Origin of the sequence: Arcobacter arenosus (assembly GCF_005771535.1) — a bacterium.
Lineage (GTDB): Bacteria > Campylobacterota > Campylobacteria > Campylobacterales > Arcobacteraceae > Halarcobacter > Halarcobacter arenosus.
On the sequence record NZ_VANU01000001.1, the window covers coordinates 291,574 to 311,294 of the forward strand.

The following is a 19,721-nucleotide window of genomic DNA, read 5'->3' on the forward strand; positions in this document are numbered from 1 at the left end:
AGAATAGAAAGTTTATCTTTCTATTCTCATTAAAACTCCATCTTCATTTTCATAAAAATCTTTTAGTATTTTAACTTTTTTAAATTGGAACTTTTCATATAAATTTATAGCTTTTTGATTTGATAATCTAACCTCAAGTTGCATTGCTTTTTTAGGCATTTTTTCAAAACTATATTCTAAAAGCTTTTTTCCTAAACCATTTTCTTGAAAACTTGTAGAGATACATAAAGAGTAAAGCCTAAAATAGTTTTTTCTTTCTAACCAAAGAATATAACCTATGATTGATTGATTTTCTTCAACTATAAATATTGTATTATTTTTCAAGTGATAATAAAAACTACTTAAAGAAATAGCCATACTATCACCTTTAAAAACTTCATTTTCTAAACTAAAAAGTTTTTTTACATCCTTTTTAGTTGCTTTTGATATTTTCATTTTTGATAAATTGTATATTTTGGAACAAGTTTATTAGGTCTATATGACATTTTTACTTTTTTTAGATTCTCAAAGCCCATATCATCACCAACATTTACATACTCTATTGCATATTTCTCTTTTAATATTTTCGTAAATTCTCTAAAAATAAATTGAGCACAACCAAGTACCTCAAAATCTGTTTTTTCAATAATTACACTTGCTGTTGTATCATTAATTTTTTCACCAACAGTAAAACCTTTTATCTCATCATCTATATAAATTACTAGACCAATCACATCAAGGTTTTCATAGTTGTTAAATAATCTTTTTATTGCAAATCTTTCAAAATAGATACCATCAAGGAAAACTTCAATCTCCTCTTTTGGCATATATGTTGTTCTATCTTTAACCCATTTATTAAAAAGTTGAATAACATCATCACCATGTTTAGATTTTTCTAGAATCTCAATTTTATGATTTGGATAAATCTTTTTAAACTTATTTATCTCATTTCTTTTTGATTTATATGAATCACCCTTTAAATCAATTAAATCTTCAGCTTTATATATATAATCAACAAGTTTTTTTTCAATAAGGAAGTCTTTTAACATCTCATATATTAAAGTACCCTCTTCTAGATAATCAACAAAACCTTCTAATATATCCTCATGAACATATTCGATTTTTGAATAATTTCTATTACTATTATGAACATTCATTATTTCAAAACACTTTAAAATAGCTTCATATGTTTTTTCTTTTTTCCCTATTGGAGGTAAAAGCATTGTTAACTCACCAGAGTTTAAAATAAAAAGACAAAAAGTATCATTTACAATTGAATAAAATCCAGTTGCAGTTGAAAGCCAGATATAGTTTCCAGCAAATGTATAATCACTTAAATCTACACTAATCTCTTTTAAATAATTATCCATAATCTCTTTTGCATTTAAATCAAAATGTTTTAATGTATAGTTGCCAATTGTTAGTATTGACATTGAGGTTTTCCTTATATTAATTTTTTGGAATTATACATCTAATTTTTCAATTTGCATCAAATAATTAAAAAACTTTTTCAAAAAGATTCTAAGTACCAATTTATCATTATTATGGGATAATCTCTAAAACAAAAAAAGAGATAAAATGTATGAAGATTGGGTAGCGTATACAGTAACACTTGTAGTTGTAGCACTTATGCTACTTGGTAAAAAACTTATGTTTTTTTCTGACGATAAAAAGAATTAAAAATGATAAATCCTAAAATTATAGACTATATTTTTTCATCTGCATCTATTCAAAGATGGAATGATTATCCAAGAATGGTTGAGTTAGTTGAACTTGATAAACAAGCTCACAAATTAATTATTGCATATTTTATTGCAAAATTTGAAAAAGATGTTGATTATAATTACTTAATAGAAGCTGCAATTTTTGAATTTTTAAGACGTGTGGTTGTAACTGACATTAGACCTGATGTATTTAGAAATGCTTTACAAAAAAGAGCTAAAGAGATTAATTCTTGGGTAGTAGCCAATTTAGAAAAATCTTTAGGTGAAATAAACAATGGTATTTTCCTACAAAAATTTGAAGAGTATTTAAATAATCCAAATATCTATAAAAAAGAAAGATTTATTTTAAAAGCAGCATCTTATCTTTCAACTAGATGGGAATTTTCTATTGTATATCAAACTTCTACATTCCTTTCAGATATTGAAGAGGTTAAAAAAAGCGTTGAAGAAGAGATTGAGGATTATTATGAATTAATAGGTGTAAGAAAAATTGCATTAAATAAAAAACTTGCAAAAGTTGTTGATTTAAGTGGTAGATTAAGATTTCAAAAAAGATGGGCACAAACACCAAGAATTCCAGAAACTTCAGTATTAGGTCATATGCTAACAGTTGCTATATTTGCTTATTTTTATTCAATTGAAATTAATGCATGTCCAAAAAGAATTGAAAACAACTTCTTCACTTCACTTTTTCATGATTTACCTGAAGCTTTAACAAGGGATATTATAACCCCTGTAAAATATTCAGTTGATGATTTATCAGATATTATTGCTGAGTATGAAATTAAAAAAATCCAAGATGCAATTTTGCCAAATATTCCAGAGTTTATGCACGATGAGTTTTGTTATATTTTAGGAATGTATAAAGATTCAAAGGATGAATTTGCAAATAGAATTTATCAAAATGGAGAGATTAACCTTGTAGATGATGTTTCAAAATATAATATGGATAAATACAATGCAATTGATGGAGAGGCATTAAAACAATGTGATAAACTATCTGCTTTTGTAGAAGCATCTTTATCTATTTCCCATGGAATTAAATCAAAAGAATTAATAAATGGTAAAAAACAAATTATGAAAGGGCTAAAGGAGATAAATGGCATCAATTTTCATGCAATAGCAACAAAAATTGATGAAGAGTTTTGTACCACTGGCCAAACTCAAGTTAGAATGGATTTTGATTAAAACTCCATTCTAATTTTGAGTTTATTGATGCTCTTTTTCATATAGATTTACTGCTTTTTTTAATGCCTCTTCTTTTGTTTTAGCACAGCCTCTAAAAGCACCCTCATGGGAAAACACTTCTGCACAATGAAAATTTCCCTCATCATAATCTATAACATGAATATCTTCATTATATTTAGACAATTCTTTAATATCATCTTTTTTTATAGGTTCTAAATGTTCACTAGTCATAATAAACCTCCTTTTATCTATAATATATTACTATTAGTAATCTTATAGTATTTATAAATTTTAAATCTAATTTTATAAATAATCTATTTTTATAAAGTGTAATCATTATGTTTCCAAGTTTTAATAATATTTCATTACAACTTAGATTTTTTAATATAAGTTTTAGCCCTCTAGCGTACATATTTTCAAGGGAGTTTTATACTCCCTTAACTATTTCGAATCAATTTTAACTAAAAAGTATATTTTAAATTTATATAAAAATATCTTCCTGGGTCATTTAAAAGTTCAGTATCACCACTTCCAATATATGTAATATCATTGTACGTATTTGTTGATGTATATGTTTTATCTAATATATTATCAATCCCCAATGTTACATCAAAATTTCTACTTATATTATGGTTATATTTAGTATTTAAAACTGCATAGCCACCTAAATCTTGCTCACCAGCTGTTGAATCATAAGAGCTCCACCCTTTTGATGCAATTAATTGAGTTGTTAATATACTTGGTCCAAAATCATAACTTAACGATAGATTTGCTTTTAATGGAGGAATCTCGGCTAAATCTTTATCTGCATAATTACCATCTTTTTTACCTTTTAAATAAGATAAGCCATAATCTAGTATCATATCTTCAGTTATTAAATAAAATCCAGAAACTTCTGCACCATAAATTGATGCGTCAATGTTTTCAAATCCACTTGCATTGTAAATATAATCTTCTAATTTTGAATAGAAAAATTTTGTTTTTATAAATAAATCACCAAAGCTTTTTTCAAAACCTAAATCAATCTCATAGTTTTTTGTATCTTCAAGATTATTATTTGTTGCCCCATAATATAACTCTCTAGCATCTGGAACTCTTGATGATTTACCTACACCAGCAAAGATTCTTGTTTCATTATCTAAATTATAAACTGCGAAAATATTTCCATTTAATGCATTATATTTTCTATTTGTTTTTGCACTATCTACATTATCAATATTAGTATCATCATATCTAATTCCAGCTTCTATATCTAATGCACCAAAGCTTTTTTCCAATGTTGTAAATAATGCTTTATTTTTAGTGTCTGTAGAAGATAAAGAAGTACTAGTTACTGTTGTAACACCTCCTGTTGTAGATAACATCTGCCCTTTCCAATTTCTTACACTAGTATCTAAACCGTAAGTTAAAACAGAATCTGCAATATCCATTGAGTTTTTAATTCTAGAACCCCAAATTGAAGAGTTCATATGGTTAGTTACAACAGTTCCACTATTTGCTACAACTCTAAAAGCAGTATCCATTGGATGGTCAACTTTTGAGTAATAATATTCAACATTTAATTCTTTAGAATAGTTTCCAAGATTTCTCTTTGTATACGAAAGAGTATAAATATCTGAATCATCATAAGCAGCATCCATTGGAGTATTTGGATATAAAACATTATCACTTCTATTTAAATTTAATGATAAATTTAATTCTGAACTATCATCAATATTAACTATAGCTTTTGTTAATAATGTTTTTTTCTCATAAGCTTCTGCATCTTGGTAAGAAGAAGAATATAATCTTCCACTTACCATAGGATTTAAACTAGCTGCTATACCATTTGCAACTTGTTGCTCATAAAAATCATTTCCATTTCCATCTTCATATTGATCAGATTTTTCCATTGAAGCTGATAATAATAACTTAATATAATCATTTCCTCCACTTACAGTAAAAGAACCTTTTTTATATCCAAAACTTCCCATGTTTAAATTTATATCTCCAGAAAATTCTTTTGTTGGTTTTTTTGTTTCAACTTTTACTAAACCACTTAATGTTCCAAAATTTTCAACATCATATGGCCCTTCAATCACTGTAACTTTTTCAATATTATTTGTTAAAACATGAGAAGTAGCTGGATCCATTCTATTTGGACATGCTCCATATATTTTTGAATCATCAACTAATATATTAATATTATCTTTTTTTGCACCTCTTAAAATAATATCATTTGCAATACCGCTTCTTCTTACAAGGGATACTGATGGGATATTTTTAACTAATGATTCAGCTAAATCAGCAGATTTAATCTCTTCTTTACTTACATCCTTTACAATTGTTGTATTGATTTTTTCCTGCGTAACTTGAATCTCATCAATATTTACAACATTTTCTGCAAAAAGCATGCTTATAGTTGTAAGAGAAAGTATAATACTTTTTTTCATTTTTTTCCTTATTAAAATATTTTATAATATGATTTTGCATTATATTTTCACTTAGTTAATTTACTGTTAACTTTCAATTTCATTACTTTTGAATCGATATTTAACAAGTAAACATATACTCTCAACAAAAGTATGTTTTTTTGATATTTTTCTTTTACATTTATTATATTTCTAGTTATAATAAAATTACATAGAAATATAATTTGAACTTTAGGCTATACAATGAAAAAGAATACTTATAAATCAAAAAGATTTTTAATACCAATACTTTCCCTTGTGCTAATATCAATAATATTAATTGCCTCAATAACATCATATATCTCTATTAATATTTTTAAAACTCATATGCAAGAGGAAATTAATAGAATAAAAAAAGAGTATACACAAGAGCATAAAAAAAGGGTATATCGAAATGTTAAGTTTGTAAATAGCTCCATAGAATTCAATATTTCAAAAATAGAGGAAAAATTAAAAGCTTCATTAAAAGAAAAAATAGAAACTGCCTTACATATAGCAACTTTTACATATAACACCTATAAAGGTTCTCATAATAAAGAGGAGTTAAAAGAAAAAATAGCTAATGCCCTTTCTGCAATAAAGTTTTATGATAATAGAGGTTATTACTTCATGTATGATAATAAAACTAAGATTATCTTTGGACACCCAATGAAAAAGTTTATCGGAAAAGATATGACTAATTTTAAAGATGCTAAAGGTAGAAATTTAATGGAGACTGATGCAAAAATATTAGAAAAAAATAAAATTGGATTTAATAAAATATATTTTACTAAACCTAAGGATGAAAATAGGCAATTTCCTAAAATAACTTGTATAACAATATTCAAACCACTAAATATAGTTTTAGGTATTGGAGAATATCTTGATGTTATTGAAAATCAAACAAAAAAGCATGTACTAGAAAGATTTTCCCAAGATAACTTCAATAATGGAGACAAATATATTGTTATATTAGATTTACATGATATAAATGGAGGAGAAGAATTTGCAACAGTTTTATTAAATTCAAATAAAAAAGATCTTATAGGGAAAAAAGTTTCAGATAAAGTTGTAGATATAAAAGGAAATAGGTTTAGAAAAGATTTTTTAGACTTAATTAAAGAAAAAGGTGAAGGCTTTACTCAATATTGGTATAAGAAACCATCTACAAATGAACCTGCATTAAAAGTCTCTTATGTTTATTTACAAAAAGACTGGAATTGGATTATATTAAGTGGTTTTTATTATGAGGATTTAGAGGAACAAATTTCTATCATGAAAAAATCAATATTAACACATACAAATAATACAATTAATAAAACACTGATTTGGGTTTCTATTCTATGTTTAATAGCAATTTTTACTGCAATCTATTTATCTTTTAAAATTGATAATACTATAAAAGAATACACAAATAAAATAATTGAACATGAAGATAATAAAAGAAAACAACAAAATTTACTTATACAGCAAAGTAAAATGGCTGCAATGGGAGAGATGTTAGCTAATATAGCCCATCAGTGGAGACAACCTTTATCAGCAATTTCTACTGCTGCAACTGGAGTTAAATTACAAAAAGAGATAAATTGTTTAACAGACAAAGATTTTGATTCAGCTTTAACATCTATTAATAGTTCTGCACAATATTTATCCCACACAATTGATGATTTTAGAAACTTTTTTAATCCTAATAATAGCAAGGTTCAAGAGTTTAATATTACTAAAACATTTAATAAAATACTAAGTATTTTGTCTGCACAATTTATAGCAAAAAAGATTGAAATAATAAAAAATATTGAAAATATTAAGTTAAGTTCCATTGAAAATGAATTAATGCAAGTTTTAATAAATATCCTGAATAATTCTAGAGATGTCTTAGAAAAGATTGAGGATCAGAAAAGATTAATTTTTATTGATTCTTATAAAAATCAAAAGAATTTAATAATTGAAATAAAAGATAATGCAAAGGGCATTTCAGAAGAAATAATAGATAGAATTTTTGAACCATATTTTACTACTAAACATAAATCCCAAGGAACAGGAATAGGTTTATATATGAGTAAATCAATAATAGAAAAGCATTTAAATGGAACTATAACAGTTACAAATACTACATATACTTATGAAAATACTAAATACAAAGGAGCTAAATTTACTATAGAAATTCCAATTGAAAAAGTATAAGGTTTTTAAAAAATTAAACTATAATGGTTTTAAACAAAATATCGGTAAAATCCTAATAAATTTAGATATGGATTATAATTAATGGCAAAAATCACTTTAGATATTGATGATAAAAACTTACCAACTGTTTTAAATATTTTAGAAAATTTAAAAACTGGTCTTATTAAAAATATTGATTTAAATAAAAAAACAAATATTAAACCTGTTTCATCATCTATAAATAACAATGAAAATAAAAGATATATGTCAAAAGACACTTATAAACAAAAACTTCAACAACAAAAAGTTTTAGAAGATCAATTTTTAGCAAGACCTACTTCGAGTAATAAATATTTATCAAAAGAAGAATTCAAACAAAAACTAAAAGGAAAATAATATGCAATTTGTTTTAGTAATCCTAATAGCTATAGTATTAGTAGCTTTTTTAATTTATAAAATGAATAATAAATTTGAAACAAAAGAGATAGCAATTTTAGTTTTAGTTATTATAGTAACCATAGCTGTGGCTAACTTTACAATAAAAAATCAAGAGGAAAAAGTTCCTAATCTTTTTGTAACAAAATATGAAACAGAAAAGAATAGTCAAATAGAAAAGTTTACCTTTGAAAGATTAAACAATAAAACTGTTTCTTCAAATACTGAGTTTATTTATAACTTTGATTACATTGTAAAAAAAGATGGTAAAGAGTTTGTATGTAGTGCAAAAGGTGTAAAAATAAAGAAAATTCAAGATGAATATGTATTTGAAAATTTTGATACATTAAATGAAAAGTGTGATAAAAAATAAGTAATCTAAAAGCAAATAAACCTTTTAAAAAGGTCTATTTGCAAAAGAGTTATGCTCCACCACCTATATCAGCATTAATTTCACCGTGTGGTTCATCGTGAGGTATAGATTCACAAAGTTCTTCAGCTTTATGTAAAGCTTCAATTACCTCTTCAATATTGCTATATGGAATTTCAATTAAACCAGTGACTTTTCCACATTCAACTCTATCTATTCTAACTACAGGACTACTGTGGTCACCATAGGGTTTTTCAATATGTGATATATTGACTTTATCCTCTCTAAAGTGTTGTGCCAAGGTTACGGTCTTGACTTTTATAACTTCTTTACCCATAACAACTCCTTCAATCAATTCTTCATTATATCATAATTTAAAAATTATTGAGGCTTAAAAGATTTTTGCGTTTTACAAACATGGGGGAATAAACATTTATCACATTCTGGACTTAATGCCTTACAAGTATATCTTCCAAACAATACCATAGCTTGATGAAAAATATGTAAATCATCTTTTAATTTTTTCACTAACTCAGCTTCAGTTTTTTCAACTGTTTTTTCATATGAAAGTCCTAATCTATGAGAAACTCTAAAAACATGAGTATCAACTGCCATTAGATTTGCACCCTCAAACTCTATCATAAATACATTTGCAGTTTTATTTCCAACTCCTGCAAGTTTTATAAGTTCTTTTTGATTATGGGGGATTTTTCCATCAAAATCAGCTATTACACTTTGAGCCATTTTGATAATATTTTTTGATTTGTTGTTAAAAAAAGAACAAGTTTTTAATAATTCTTTTACATCTTCAAGATTAGCATCAGCTAATTCATAAACACTTGGATATTTTTCAAAAAGTGCAGGAGTTATTATATTTACTCTTTTATCAGTACATTGGGCTGAAAGTATAATTGCAATTAATAACTCATAATCATTTCTATAATTTAATTCAGTAACAGCATCATTAAAATTTTCTAAAAAGGCCTCTTTTATAACTTGTATATCTTCTTTTGTAGCTTTTTTAAGTCTTGGCAAATTAATCCTTTACGCTTTTTTTATTTTTTCTATCTGGTCTCGTAATCTAATAGCTTCTTCAAAGTTTAAGTCTTTAGCAGCTTTTGTCATAGCTTTATTTAATTCAATTAAAATCTTCTTTCTCTCACTTGCTGGAATTTTATTCATTTTTTCCCTCTTCCAGGCAACATCATCGTACTGTTCCATTTTTAGATTTTCATCTAATGCTCTTGTTGTTGTTTTTGGTGTTATTCCATGCTCTTTATTATATGCTTCTTGTATAGCTCTTCTTTCATTGGTTAAATCAATTGCATACTGCATAGAATCTGTGATTTTCTTTGCAAATAAAATAACCCTACCATTTTGATTTCTTGCAGCCCTTCCCATTGTTTGAACAAGTGATGTTCTACTTCTTAAAAAACCTTCCTTATCTGCATCTAAAATAGCTACAAGTGAAGTTTCTGGAATATCAAGACCTTCCCTTAATAAATTTATTCCAACTAAAACATCGAACTCACCTTGTCTTAATTCCCTAATAATTTGATTTCTTTCAATTGCATCAATATCAGAGTGCATATATTTAACTTTTATCCCTAAATCTGAATAATAAGAACTTAACTCCTCTGCCATTTTTTTTGTTAGAACAGTTACTAATACTCTCTCATTTTTTTCAATTACTTTTTTTATTTCATCATGTAATTTTTCTACTTGATATTCAGAATCCATTATCTCAATAACTGGATCTAAAAGTCCAGTTGGTCTAATAATCTGCTTTGCTACAACTTCACTTTTCTCTAATTCTAAATCTGCTGGGGTTGCACTAACAAATAAAAAGTTTGGAGCTTTATTAATAAATTCATCAAATTTTAAAGGTCTATTATCTAAAGCACTTGGTAATCTAAATCCATATTCAACTAAAACCTCTTTTCTACTTCTATCTGCTGCATACATTCCTCTAAATTGAGGTAAAGAAACATGTGATTCATCAACTATAAGTAAAAAGTCTTTTCCCATTTGTTCAAAATAATTCATAAGTGAGTATGGCGTTTCCCCTGGCTTTTGACCAGTTAAATGTCTTGCGTAGTTTTCAATCCCCTTACACATTCCAGTACCTTCAATCATCTCAAGGTCAAATTCTACCCTTTGTTTTAATCTTTGGTACTCTACTCTTTTATCCTCTTTTTCAAAAAATTGAAGTCTTTCATCAAGTTCCTCTTCAATATTTTTAACAGCAGTTGCCAATCTATCATTTGAAACAACAAATGGGTTTACAGAATAGATAATTACCTCTTCTAACTCTTTAGTTTTTTCATTGGTTAAATACTCGTGTTTAGTAATAGACTCAACCTCATCACCAAAAAATTCAACTCTAATATATTCATCTTCATAATAAGCAGGGAAGATATCAATAACATCTCCATTTACCCTAAAATCTGCTCTATCAAAAAAAGAATCATTTCTTTTATAACCCATCTCCACAAGTTTTAATAAAAACTCTCTTTGAGAGTATTCAAACCCTACTTCTATTCTTTGAACCATGGCCTTATACTCTTCTGGATTACCTAAACCATAATTTGCAGAAACAGAAGCAATAACAATTACATCATCAAAACTAAGAAGTGAAGCCGTTGCACTAAGTCTTAATCTTTCAAGTTCAGCATTTATTGATGAATCTTTTTCAATAAATAAATCAGTTCTAGGAATATATGCTTCAGGCTGATAATAATCATAATAAGAGATAAAATATTCTACATGGTTATTTGGGAAAAATGATTTAAATTCACTATATAGCTGTGCAGCCAAGGTTTTATTATGGGTCATAATAAGTGTTGGCATTTGGGTTTTTTCTATAACTTTTGCCATGGTATAAGTTTTACCAGAGCCTGTTACACCTTCAAGGGTTGTATACTTATTTCCACTTAGGATTGAATCACTTATTTGCTTTATTGCATTAGGTTGATCACCAGCTGGTTCATATTGGGTTTTTACTTTAAATTTACTCATGACAGGATTATATCCAAGATTGAATTATGAGTTGTTCAAACTTTTTTTATAATTCTTTACCATAAGTATTTACTTTTTTGTAAAAACTATTGAAAAACAAGCCCCAATATAATCTTTACCTTCATGTTTAAAACTTTCATTGTGAACTTTGACTGTTTGTTCATGTCTTTCTCTAATAATCTTATCTACAATTGATAATCCAAGACCTGTACCAATAGATTTATGTTTTGTTGTAAAATATGGTTCAAAAATTCTTTGAATAATATCCTTAGAGATTCCTCCACCATTATCACAAATTCTTAGTTCTAAAGAGTTTTCATCTATTTTTTTTGTAGTTATAAAAATTAATCTATCACCATTATTTACATTTTGAATCAATGCATCTTTTGCATTATTCATAATATTAATTAATACTTGTTCTAATTCACTTTTATTACCATTTATACTCAGATTATCATCTATATTTGTAACTATTTTAATAAAATTATCTGAAATTGAAGGTTTTGTTAAACTTAGTGATTTTTTAACTACACTTAAAATATCTATTTCACTAAACTCATTCGTACCTTTAATAAAGTTTTTAAAGTCATCAATTGTTTCAGATAAATAATTAGCTTGATTTAAAATTGTGTCTGAAAAATTTTTTACATCATCTAAAGAGATTTTTTCTTCATATTCAGATTTAATTCTAAGTCCTGATGCACTACTTGTAATTACACTTAAAGGTTGTCTCCATTGGTGGGCAATATTCCCTATCATTTCACCCATTGAAGCTAATTTCATATGATTTTCAAGTAGTTTTAAAGATGTTACATCTTTTGTAACAATAAGAACTCTTTTTTTATCTGGAAGTAATGAAGCAGTCATATTTACATTAACTCTATTCTCATTTTTATCCACATAAACTGTTTCAAGATTTTTAACATATCCATCTTTTAACACATTTTTTAACATATTATTCAATAATTCTTTTTGCTCTACAATAACAATTTCATCTAATAATTTAGTTTTTAATTCATCATCAGAATAATTTAACATTTTTAAATAAGCATCATTATATTTTTTGAATTTTGTTTTTAAATCTATTATTGCTATTCCATCTTTTGAAGTTTCAAATATAGTTTCAAACTCTTTTTTTTGTTTTTTTAAAATGCTTAAAAAATATAAAGCCACAATCAAGATTAAAGTAAACCCTCCTATAATCTTATAAATAAGTTCATAGTTTGTACTCTCTTTTATAATTTGTGGTTGAATCCACTTTGAATGAATTGTTTTTTTCTCCTCTTGTGTTATAGCATCAAAGGTTTTATTAATAATTGATAATAATAAAGGATATTCATTTTGAATAAGATATTTATGTTCAAAGTTAAAATCAGCAACTCCACTTATTTTTAAATTTTTTAAATGAAGTTCACTTAAATAGTACAAAGATGTTGCAATATGACCTATAAAAGCATCAGCTTCCTTAGCTTCAACTTTTAATAAAGCTTCCGGGATATTTTCTGTTTCAATTATTTTTATTTTTGGGTGTTTTTCAACTAAATAGTTATAGCTAGTATAGTATTTTGGAACTGCGATTGTTTTTGAATCTAACTCATTTAAATTCTGAATATATTTAATATTCTCCCCTGTAACAATTGCCATAGGATATTTACTATAAGTATTACTAACTAAACCTAATTTTACCTCTTGGGGACTTGTTCCTATTCCTGGGACTAAATCTATTTTTTTATCTTTAAACATATTTAATACTTCTGACCATGAAGAAGCTGGAATATATTTAAATTTTATTCCTGTTTTTTTAGAAACTAATTTAAGATAATCTCCCATAATTCCATTCATAGTATTATTTTCGATTATAGATAGAGGCTTCCAATTTACTTCACTATAAGTTATTTCAGGGTGTTTTTTTATAAACGCTTTTTCATCTTTTGTAAAAACTAAAGTATTTTGTGAATCTATTTCTTCTTTTTTTCCATAGTTTTCTAAAATCCATTTTTGTTTTAACTGAGTAATTTTAGAATAAGGAATAGAGGCTAAAGTCTTTTTTATAATAGAAGCTAAGATTTTTTGTTCAACTCTAATACCAAATCTTAAATCTTCATTTTTAATATTATCATTTGAAAATATCCCTACAACTTTAATCCCTTTTATCATAAGATTTTCTAGTCTATAAACACTCATTGTTCTACTTAATACAACATCAACAATACCATCCCTTAAACCATAAAACTTATCATTATTTGTATCAAATTGAACTATTTCAAAATCTTTTTCATCTTTTAAAGCACCAATTAAATATGAGCCTTTAACTATTCCTACTTTTTTACCCTTTAAAGATTTTAATCCACTATAAGTACCAAAATCATCTCTAGCAAATACACCAATTGGAATCTCATAATAAGGTTTTGTATAAAGGGTAAAAGGTAATCTCTCTTCTCTATATGATAACTCTGAAATTATATCAATCTCATTGTTTTCAAATTTTCCATAAACTTGTGGCCAAGTTCCACCAACTTTTTCAAAAGTTAAACCACTTTTTTTAGCAATTATTTCGATTAACTCTTGGGTAAAACCTATTTTTTCACCATTATATGAGAAACTAAAAGGGATATATGTATCAATAGAACCTATTTTAACAGGATTATTTTTTGTATTATTGATAAAATTTCGCTCCTCCATTGAAAAAAGCTTAACTATATTATCAATATTTTCATTTCCAAGAATCCATTTATTTGCCAAAAAAGAGAAGTATTTATTCTCTATTTGCTTTAATGATTTATTTAAAATTGATTTTAATAGAGGTTTATTTTTATTTACTGCAAATCTTAAATCCTCTTTTTTAATATTGATATACTCATCAATTGCTTTTACATCAACTAAAGATTGTGATTTTATTGCTTTTGTTCCTGTTGAGTATGAAGATAAAAAATAATCTATTTGACCCGTTACTAAAGCCTTTGCCTTATCTTCACTAGAAGAAAATTCTATAATTACAACTCCATGTTTTGCCAATTCATCCTTATAAAATATATTCTTAGTAACACCAACTTTTTTACCTTTCAAACTTGTATTATCGATATAACTTTTATCATTTTTAAGTCCAAATATATAAATTGGGATTTCATAATAAGCATTTGTAAAAAGGGAATAACTTTCTCTTTCTTTAGTAAAAGAGATATCTGATATCATATCAACTTCTTGCTCTTTAAAAGAGCTTAGTGTTTTGGACCATTTTGCATTTTTTACATCAAAGGTTAAGCCACTTATTTCAGAAATTTTATTTAATAAATCAACACTAAAACCTTTGTGTTTTCCATTCTCAACATAACTAAAGGGACGAAAATTATTTATCATTGCAATTTTAATATTTGGATTATTTTTAATCCAACTTTTTTCTTCTTTTGTGAATAAATCATTTGAGAATGATGAAATAGCTAAAAAAAAGAATACTAGTAGTATTTTTAACATACAAAACAACCTTAAATTCTATAGTTTTGTATTATATATTATATTAGTTTACTAAGAAGTAAAAAAGTTATATTCTTATAAAAGTTAATAAAATTGTAGATTTTTTTCTACAATTTTATATTTATTTTCTTTGCGTTATCATCCATGATTTCTAGTTCTTTTTCTGCACTAATAACAATTTCAGGATCAACTTGAAAGTTTATTCTTTCATCTCTTCCTTCATAATCAACACTGTTTAAGATTGTTTTTATTGCATTATATCTAGCTACGAATTTGTCATCACTTCTTATAATTATCCAAGGGGATTTTTCAGTATTTGTTTCTTTTAGCATTCTATATTTTTTTTCTGTAAACTCAAGCCATCTTTCTTGCATTTGAAGGTCAATCTCACTAAGTTTCCACTGTTTTAAAGGGTTTTCTTCCCTCTCTTCAAATCTTCTTGCTTGCTCATCTTTTGTTACAGAAAAATAAATTTTTAAAAAATGGATTCCGTGTTCACTTAAATCATCTTCAAATCTTGTAACAGTTTTCATAAAAGTTTCATATTGATTTTCTGTACAAAACCCAAAAACTGGCTCGACCATAGCTCTGTTGTACCAAGATCTATCAAAAATAACTATCTCACCTGCTTTAGGAAACTGTTCAACATATCTTTGAAAATACCATTGTGTCATTTGTGTACTTGAAGGTTTTCCCAAAGCAACAACTCTATAATGTTTTTCATTCATATATCTAGTGATTCTTCTAATAGCACCACCTTTTCCTGAAGCATCTCTACCTTCAACTAATATAATCATTTTTTCATTTTTCTTTTCAAGATGTTCTTGTAATTTAATAAGTTCAATTTGTAAAGTTCTTAAAGCTTCTTCTTGAGATCTATATTCATATTTTTTATGAAGTTCTCTTAAAAAAGTCTCATCAGCCTTTGAACCAATTTTTTCAATAAAATCTTCATAACTTAAAATATCTTCTATTTCACGTTCATATAATTTATCTATTTTCATTTCTATTTCCAATATTCTTTAAAAATTTGAGGATTTTATCATAACAAAGTTACAATTGAGTTGTAATAAATTTTCCATCAAATATTGTATATTTTTTGTTACAACACAAAGATGGGATATTTACATAAAGCTTATTTTTTTCTTCATAATGTTTTCCTTGATGGAAATGCCCTTCTACTACAATATCACTGTTGTAATATGATAATCTTTTTTTGGCAAAAGAATCAAAATCTTTCATCTTTGAACAAATACTTTTTTTAATTAATTTATTATAAATTTTTTTTGAAAGCCAATAATTAAAATCTATAAAATTTAAAAAAATTAAAAGTGCAGAGTTTCTTATGATTTTACAATAGATGTCATAACCCTTTGGAGTATAAATATCACCATGGGCTAAGGCAATTGTTTTATTTTCATATTTTGCAAAAATTGGCTGAGATTCTCTTTTATAAACTTTTAGTTTTGGAAAAAGCTTTTGAAGATTATAATCGTGATTTCCCTCTAAATAAATAATTTCAATATTATGTGACAATTCATTAATAATATCAATAAGCTTTTGATTTATTTTTACGAAATATCTACTCTCACCAGATATAAAATCAAACATATCTCCCATTAAAAAAAGTTGAGAAGTTTCTATCTCTTTTTTTTTCAGTTTTTCTAAAAAAGATAAAAACTCTACATTTACTTCACTAAAATGGGAATCGGCTACAAATATAGCCCCTTTTTTTAGATTAAGGCACATATGCTATTTTTGGTATTCCCTCATACTCTTCAAAACCACAAATTAAGTTTGCATTAACAACCGCTTGAGAAGAAGCTCCTCTTAATAAATTATCAATTGAAGAATTTACAAACAATGCCTTACCATTTCTTGATACATATAAATCACAAAAATTTGTACCAGCAGTTGATTTTAAATCTACTGGTGTATTTCTTAATCTAATAAATTCACTGTCTTTATATCTATCTTCTAAGATTTTTTCAACATCAATTTCATCTTTAAGCGTTGCAAAAACTGATACTAACATACCCCTTGTAATTGGCAACAAATGTGGTACAAAATTTATTTGAAACTCTTTATTAGTTAGTTTTTGAATTTTCTCTTCAATCTCTGGCATATGTCTATGATTAAATGGATTATAAGCATGGCAATTTTCGTTTAAGTGTCCAAAATGAGTAACCTCTTTTAAACCTTTTCCTGCTCCACTCATACCAGTTTTTGCATCAATGAATATTTGAGATCCCTCTTCTATATAATCTATAAAAGGTAAAAGTGCTAAAAGTGCTGCTGTTGGGAAACATCCAGGATTTGCAACAAGTTTTGCATTTTTTAAATCTTCACTATAATATTCAGGTAATCCATAAACTGAATCTTTTATATGCTCTTTATCTTCATGGGGACAATAATGTTTTTCATATGTTTCTAATTCAAGTCTATAATCAGCACTTAAATCAACTACTTTTACACCTAAATCTAATAACTCTTTTGCAAAAAACATTGCAGTTTTATGGGGAAGTGCTAAAAAAGCTAAATCAGCTGCTTTAGCAACCTCTTTAGCATCTGCTTTTTGAACTTCAACATCTATAACATCTTTTAAACAAGGGTGTAAATCTTGAACATTTTCTTCACCTGTTGAATTTGCAATATATGTAATATTAAACTTTGGATGATTAATTAAAATTTTTATTAATTCTAAACCAGTATATCCACTAGCTCCAATAATAGCTACATTCATTATAAATCAAGCTCCTTATAAGTTACATTTAAAATTTCAAAAGTTTTTTTACCACCAGGTAAAGTTGCTTCAACTTCATCACCCTCTTCTTTTCCTAAAAGTTGTTTTGCAAGTGGTGAATTAAACGAAATCAAACCATTATCAGCATTTGATTCAACTCCACCAACAATTGCGTATATAAACTCTTCTTCAGTATCAACATCTAAAAGTTCAACAGTTGAACCAAAACTTATTCTATCGTGTGGTAAACTTTCTGGGTCAATTATTACAGCCTTACTTATAATAGATCCTAACTCTGCTATTTGTGCATCAATTAATGCAAGTTTATCTTTTGCAGCATGATATTCAGCGTTCTCTTTTAAATCTCCCAATTGTCTTGCTTCATCCAAAGCAATTACAGTTTCAGGTCTTTCAGTATTTTTTAAAAACTCTAATTCAGAAGTAATTTTTTCATATCCAACTCGCGTCATTGGTTCTTTATCCATGAACGCCTCCTATATAATATTTTATTTCGTTTAATTGGATATAATACCTAAATTTTAATAAATAAAAAGTACAAAAGAGTAGATATGCAACAATATGATAGAACCCTTAAACTATTCGGGGAAGAAAATTTTAAAAAATTTCAAAATACTAAATTAATATTATTAGGTGTTGGAGGAGTTGGAAGCTTTGCCTTAGATTCATTATACAATACGGGAATTACTGATATTACCATTGTAGACTTTGACACGTACGAAGAGTCAAACATGAATAGACAACTTGGAAGTCATGGAAATATTGGAAGAATTAAAGTTGAGTCATTAAAAGAAAGGTACCCAAATATAACTGCAATTCATGCAAAAATTACTCCAGAATGGATTGATAATTTTGATTTTTCACAATATGATTATATATTAGATGCCATTGATGATGTAAAACCAAAGGTACATTTAATCAAGAAATTTTACACAAAAGTGATTAGCACAAGTGGAAGTGCAAAAAGGTTAGATCCAAGTAAAATCGAATATAAATCAATTTGGGATACATATAATGACCCATTTATTAAAAAAATAAGATATGAATTAAAAAAACAAGGTTTTAAAAGAAAGTTCAAGGTTGTCTTTTCAAGCGAAGACCCTAACTGCCTAGAAAAAGGAAGTTTTGAAGCAGTAACTGGTTCTTTTGGCTTTATGATGGCATCTGTTACAATAAGAAAGATTATTAACAAAAACAAATAAAATAATTTTTTAAAGTTAAGTATAAGAAAAAAAGCATTATAATTTATATAAAACCAAAAAAAGGGTCTTCATGAACGGTATTAATAGTGTTGAGCAAATGACTCAAGGCCACTTGAGAAATGTACAGCAATTAGCTGTTTTTTACACTGGACACAACAATATTTACGCAATTAATATTGCAAAAGTAAAAGCTTTTATTATCACTGAAGAGTGTACTATAAATGATACTCCAAAGGATACAGCTGTAATTGCAGGAATTGCGACTATTAGAGGAGAGCCTGTAACATTAATTAATTTAGATGCATGGCTTGGATTACCACATTTAGATACTAAAGACTATAAATTAATTATATATTGTGAATTCAATCATAAAAAAGTAGGTTTTTTAATCAAAGATATGTTGGATATTGTTGAAAAAACAACAGATGAATTAAGACACTCAGAAGAGACTAATTCTAAAATTACATATACAACTTATGTTAAAGTTCATGATAAAGATGAATTATGTACAGTATTTAATGCAGAGCAACTTCTAAAAGACTTAGGTTGGGTTGATGATGGAGAAGATACTTTAAATAAATATGTTGATGCACCTTTTAAAACAGATAAATTAGTTTTAGCAGCAGAAGATTCAGGTGTTGCTAGAGAAGTATTAACTAAATTTTTCAAAAAAGCGAATATACATTTTGAAATGTATGTAAATGGAGCTCAATTAATTCAAAGAATTGAAGAGGTTGGAGCTGAGAAGATAGCTTTAGTTATTACAGATATTGAAATGCCAGAAACAGATGGTTTCCAAGTTGCCTCATTTATTAAATCTAGTAATAAATATGCACATATTCCTGTTGTAGTTAATTCATCTATGACAACTGATGCAGTTAGAAATAAAATGAATCAAATTGGTGTTGATGGATTTATTGGTAAAACTGATATTCAAGCACTTTATGCGGCTACAAAACAATTCTTATCTTAAACTATAAA

18 protein-coding genes are annotated in these 19,721 nt (G+C 26.5%); 6 read left to right on the forward strand and 12 right to left on the reverse strand.

The genetic code is table 11. The annotated features are described in order from the left end of the window. Positions 1-12: 12 nt before the first annotated feature. Both FDK22_RS01530 and FDK22_RS01535 read right to left on the reverse strand, forming a co-directional pair. Positions 13-435 carry a GNAT family N-acetyltransferase gene (locus tag FDK22_RS01530; protein WP_138151057.1) on the reverse strand — a complete coding sequence of 141 codons (423 nt, stop codon included), beginning with the start codon at positions 433-435 and terminating at the stop codon, positions 13-15. Next, positions 432-1,412 (reverse strand): DUF2156 domain-containing protein, encoded by a 981-nt coding sequence (locus tag FDK22_RS01535; RefSeq protein ID WP_138151059.1) that lies wholly within the window; start codon positions 1,410-1,412, stop codon positions 432-434. The genes FDK22_RS01530 and FDK22_RS01535 overlap by 4 nt, the downstream gene beginning before the upstream one ends. A 249-nt stretch (positions 1,413-1,661) precedes the next feature. On the opposite strand from FDK22_RS01535, the gene FDK22_RS01540 reads away from it, so the two are divergent. After that, the gene (locus tag FDK22_RS01540) at positions 1,662-2,891 is read left to right on the forward strand and encodes an HD domain-containing protein (protein ID WP_138151061.1); all 1,230 of its coding nucleotides are present in this window, start codon (positions 1,662-1,664) and stop codon (positions 2,889-2,891) included. A gap of 21 nt (positions 2,892-2,912) precedes the next feature. Here FDK22_RS01540 and FDK22_RS01545 read toward each other — a convergent pair whose 3' ends face one another. Next, positions 2,913-3,122, reverse strand: coding sequence for a hypothetical protein (locus tag FDK22_RS01545; RefSeq protein WP_138151063.1), 210 nt, complete (start codon positions 3,120-3,122; stop codon positions 2,913-2,915). Positions 3,123-3,352: 230 nt separating this feature from the next. After that, positions 3,353-5,323: a TonB-dependent receptor gene (locus FDK22_RS01550; RefSeq protein ID WP_138151065.1), complete on the reverse strand. Its 1,971-nt coding sequence runs from the start codon at positions 5,321-5,323 to the stop codon at positions 3,353-3,355. Positions 5,324-5,545: 222 nt separating this feature from the next. Here FDK22_RS01550 and FDK22_RS01555 point away from each other — a divergent pair, with 222 nt between their 5' ends. The 3 genes from FDK22_RS01555 (at position 5,546) to FDK22_RS01565 (ending at position 8,291) form a co-directional block, all read left to right on the forward strand. Continuing rightward, complete coding sequence (locus FDK22_RS01555; RefSeq protein ID WP_138151067.1) at positions 5,546-7,504, forward strand: sensor histidine kinase; 1,959 nt, start codon at positions 5,546-5,548, stop codon at positions 7,502-7,504. Between the two features lie 81 nt (positions 7,505-7,585). Next, positions 7,586-7,879: a hypothetical protein gene (locus tag FDK22_RS01560; RefSeq protein ID WP_138151069.1), complete on the forward strand. Its 294-nt coding sequence runs from the start codon at positions 7,586-7,588 to the stop codon at positions 7,877-7,879. 1 nt (position 7,880) lies between these two features. Next, on the forward strand, positions 7,881-8,291 hold the full coding sequence (locus FDK22_RS01565) for a hypothetical protein (RefSeq protein WP_138151071.1): 411 nt from the start codon (positions 7,881-7,883) through the stop codon (positions 8,289-8,291). Between the two features lie 49 nt (positions 8,292-8,340). Here the strand turns inward: FDK22_RS01565 and FDK22_RS01570 are convergent, their stop codons facing one another. From FDK22_RS01570 to greA, 8 genes are all read right to left on the reverse strand, one after another. Beyond that, positions 8,341-8,625 (reverse strand): hypothetical protein, encoded by a 285-nt coding sequence (locus FDK22_RS01570; RefSeq protein WP_138151073.1) that lies wholly within the window; start codon positions 8,623-8,625, stop codon positions 8,341-8,343. Between the two features lie 44 nt (positions 8,626-8,669). Next, positions 8,670-9,323: an endonuclease III gene (gene nth, locus FDK22_RS01575; RefSeq protein ID WP_138151075.1), complete on the reverse strand. Its 654-nt coding sequence runs from the start codon at positions 9,321-9,323 to the stop codon at positions 8,670-8,672. Between the two features lie 9 nt (positions 9,324-9,332). Next, entirely contained in the window at positions 9,333-11,306 is a 1,974-nt protein-coding gene (uvrB, locus tag FDK22_RS01580; RefSeq protein WP_138151077.1) for an excinuclease ABC subunit UvrB, read from the reverse strand. Positions 11,307-11,375: 69 nt separating this feature from the next. Next, complete coding sequence (locus tag FDK22_RS01585) at positions 11,376-14,777, reverse strand: transporter substrate-binding domain-containing protein (RefSeq protein ID WP_138151079.1); 3,402 nt, start codon at positions 14,775-14,777, stop codon at positions 11,376-11,378. A gap of 107 nt (positions 14,778-14,884) precedes the next feature. Then, positions 14,885-15,775, reverse strand: a complete 891-nt coding sequence (gene ppk2, locus FDK22_RS01590) for a polyphosphate kinase 2 (RefSeq protein ID WP_420836712.1) — start codon at positions 15,773-15,775, stop codon at positions 14,885-14,887. A 55-nt stretch (positions 15,776-15,830) separates the two neighbouring features. Continuing rightward, a complete protein-coding gene (locus FDK22_RS01595) occupies positions 15,831-16,526 on the reverse strand; it encodes a UDP-2,3-diacylglucosamine diphosphatase (RefSeq protein WP_138151083.1) in 696 nt (231 codons plus the stop codon). Continuing rightward, entirely contained in the window at positions 16,516-17,520 is a 1,005-nt protein-coding gene (gene argC / locus FDK22_RS01600) for an N-acetyl-gamma-glutamyl-phosphate reductase (RefSeq protein WP_138151085.1), read from the reverse strand. The genes FDK22_RS01595 and argC overlap by 11 nt, the downstream gene beginning before the upstream one ends. Then, positions 17,520-18,005 (reverse strand): transcription elongation factor GreA, encoded by a 486-nt coding sequence (greA, locus tag FDK22_RS01605; RefSeq protein ID WP_138151087.1) that lies wholly within the window; start codon positions 18,003-18,005, stop codon positions 17,520-17,522. Before greA ends, argC begins: the two co-directional genes overlap by 1 nt. Positions 18,006-18,089: 84 nt before the next feature. Here greA and FDK22_RS01610 point away from each other — a divergent pair, with 84 nt between their 5' ends. Further along, a complete protein-coding gene (locus FDK22_RS01610; protein ID WP_138151089.1) occupies positions 18,090-18,740 on the forward strand; it encodes a tRNA threonylcarbamoyladenosine dehydratase in 651 nt (216 codons plus the stop codon). Positions 18,741-18,810: 70 nt separating this feature from the next. Continuing rightward, the gene (locus tag FDK22_RS01615; protein ID WP_138151091.1) at positions 18,811-19,713 is read left to right on the forward strand and encodes a chemotaxis protein CheV; all 903 of its coding nucleotides are present in this window, start codon (positions 18,811-18,813) and stop codon (positions 19,711-19,713) included. The last annotated feature ends 8 nt before the right edge of the window (positions 19,714-19,721 follow it).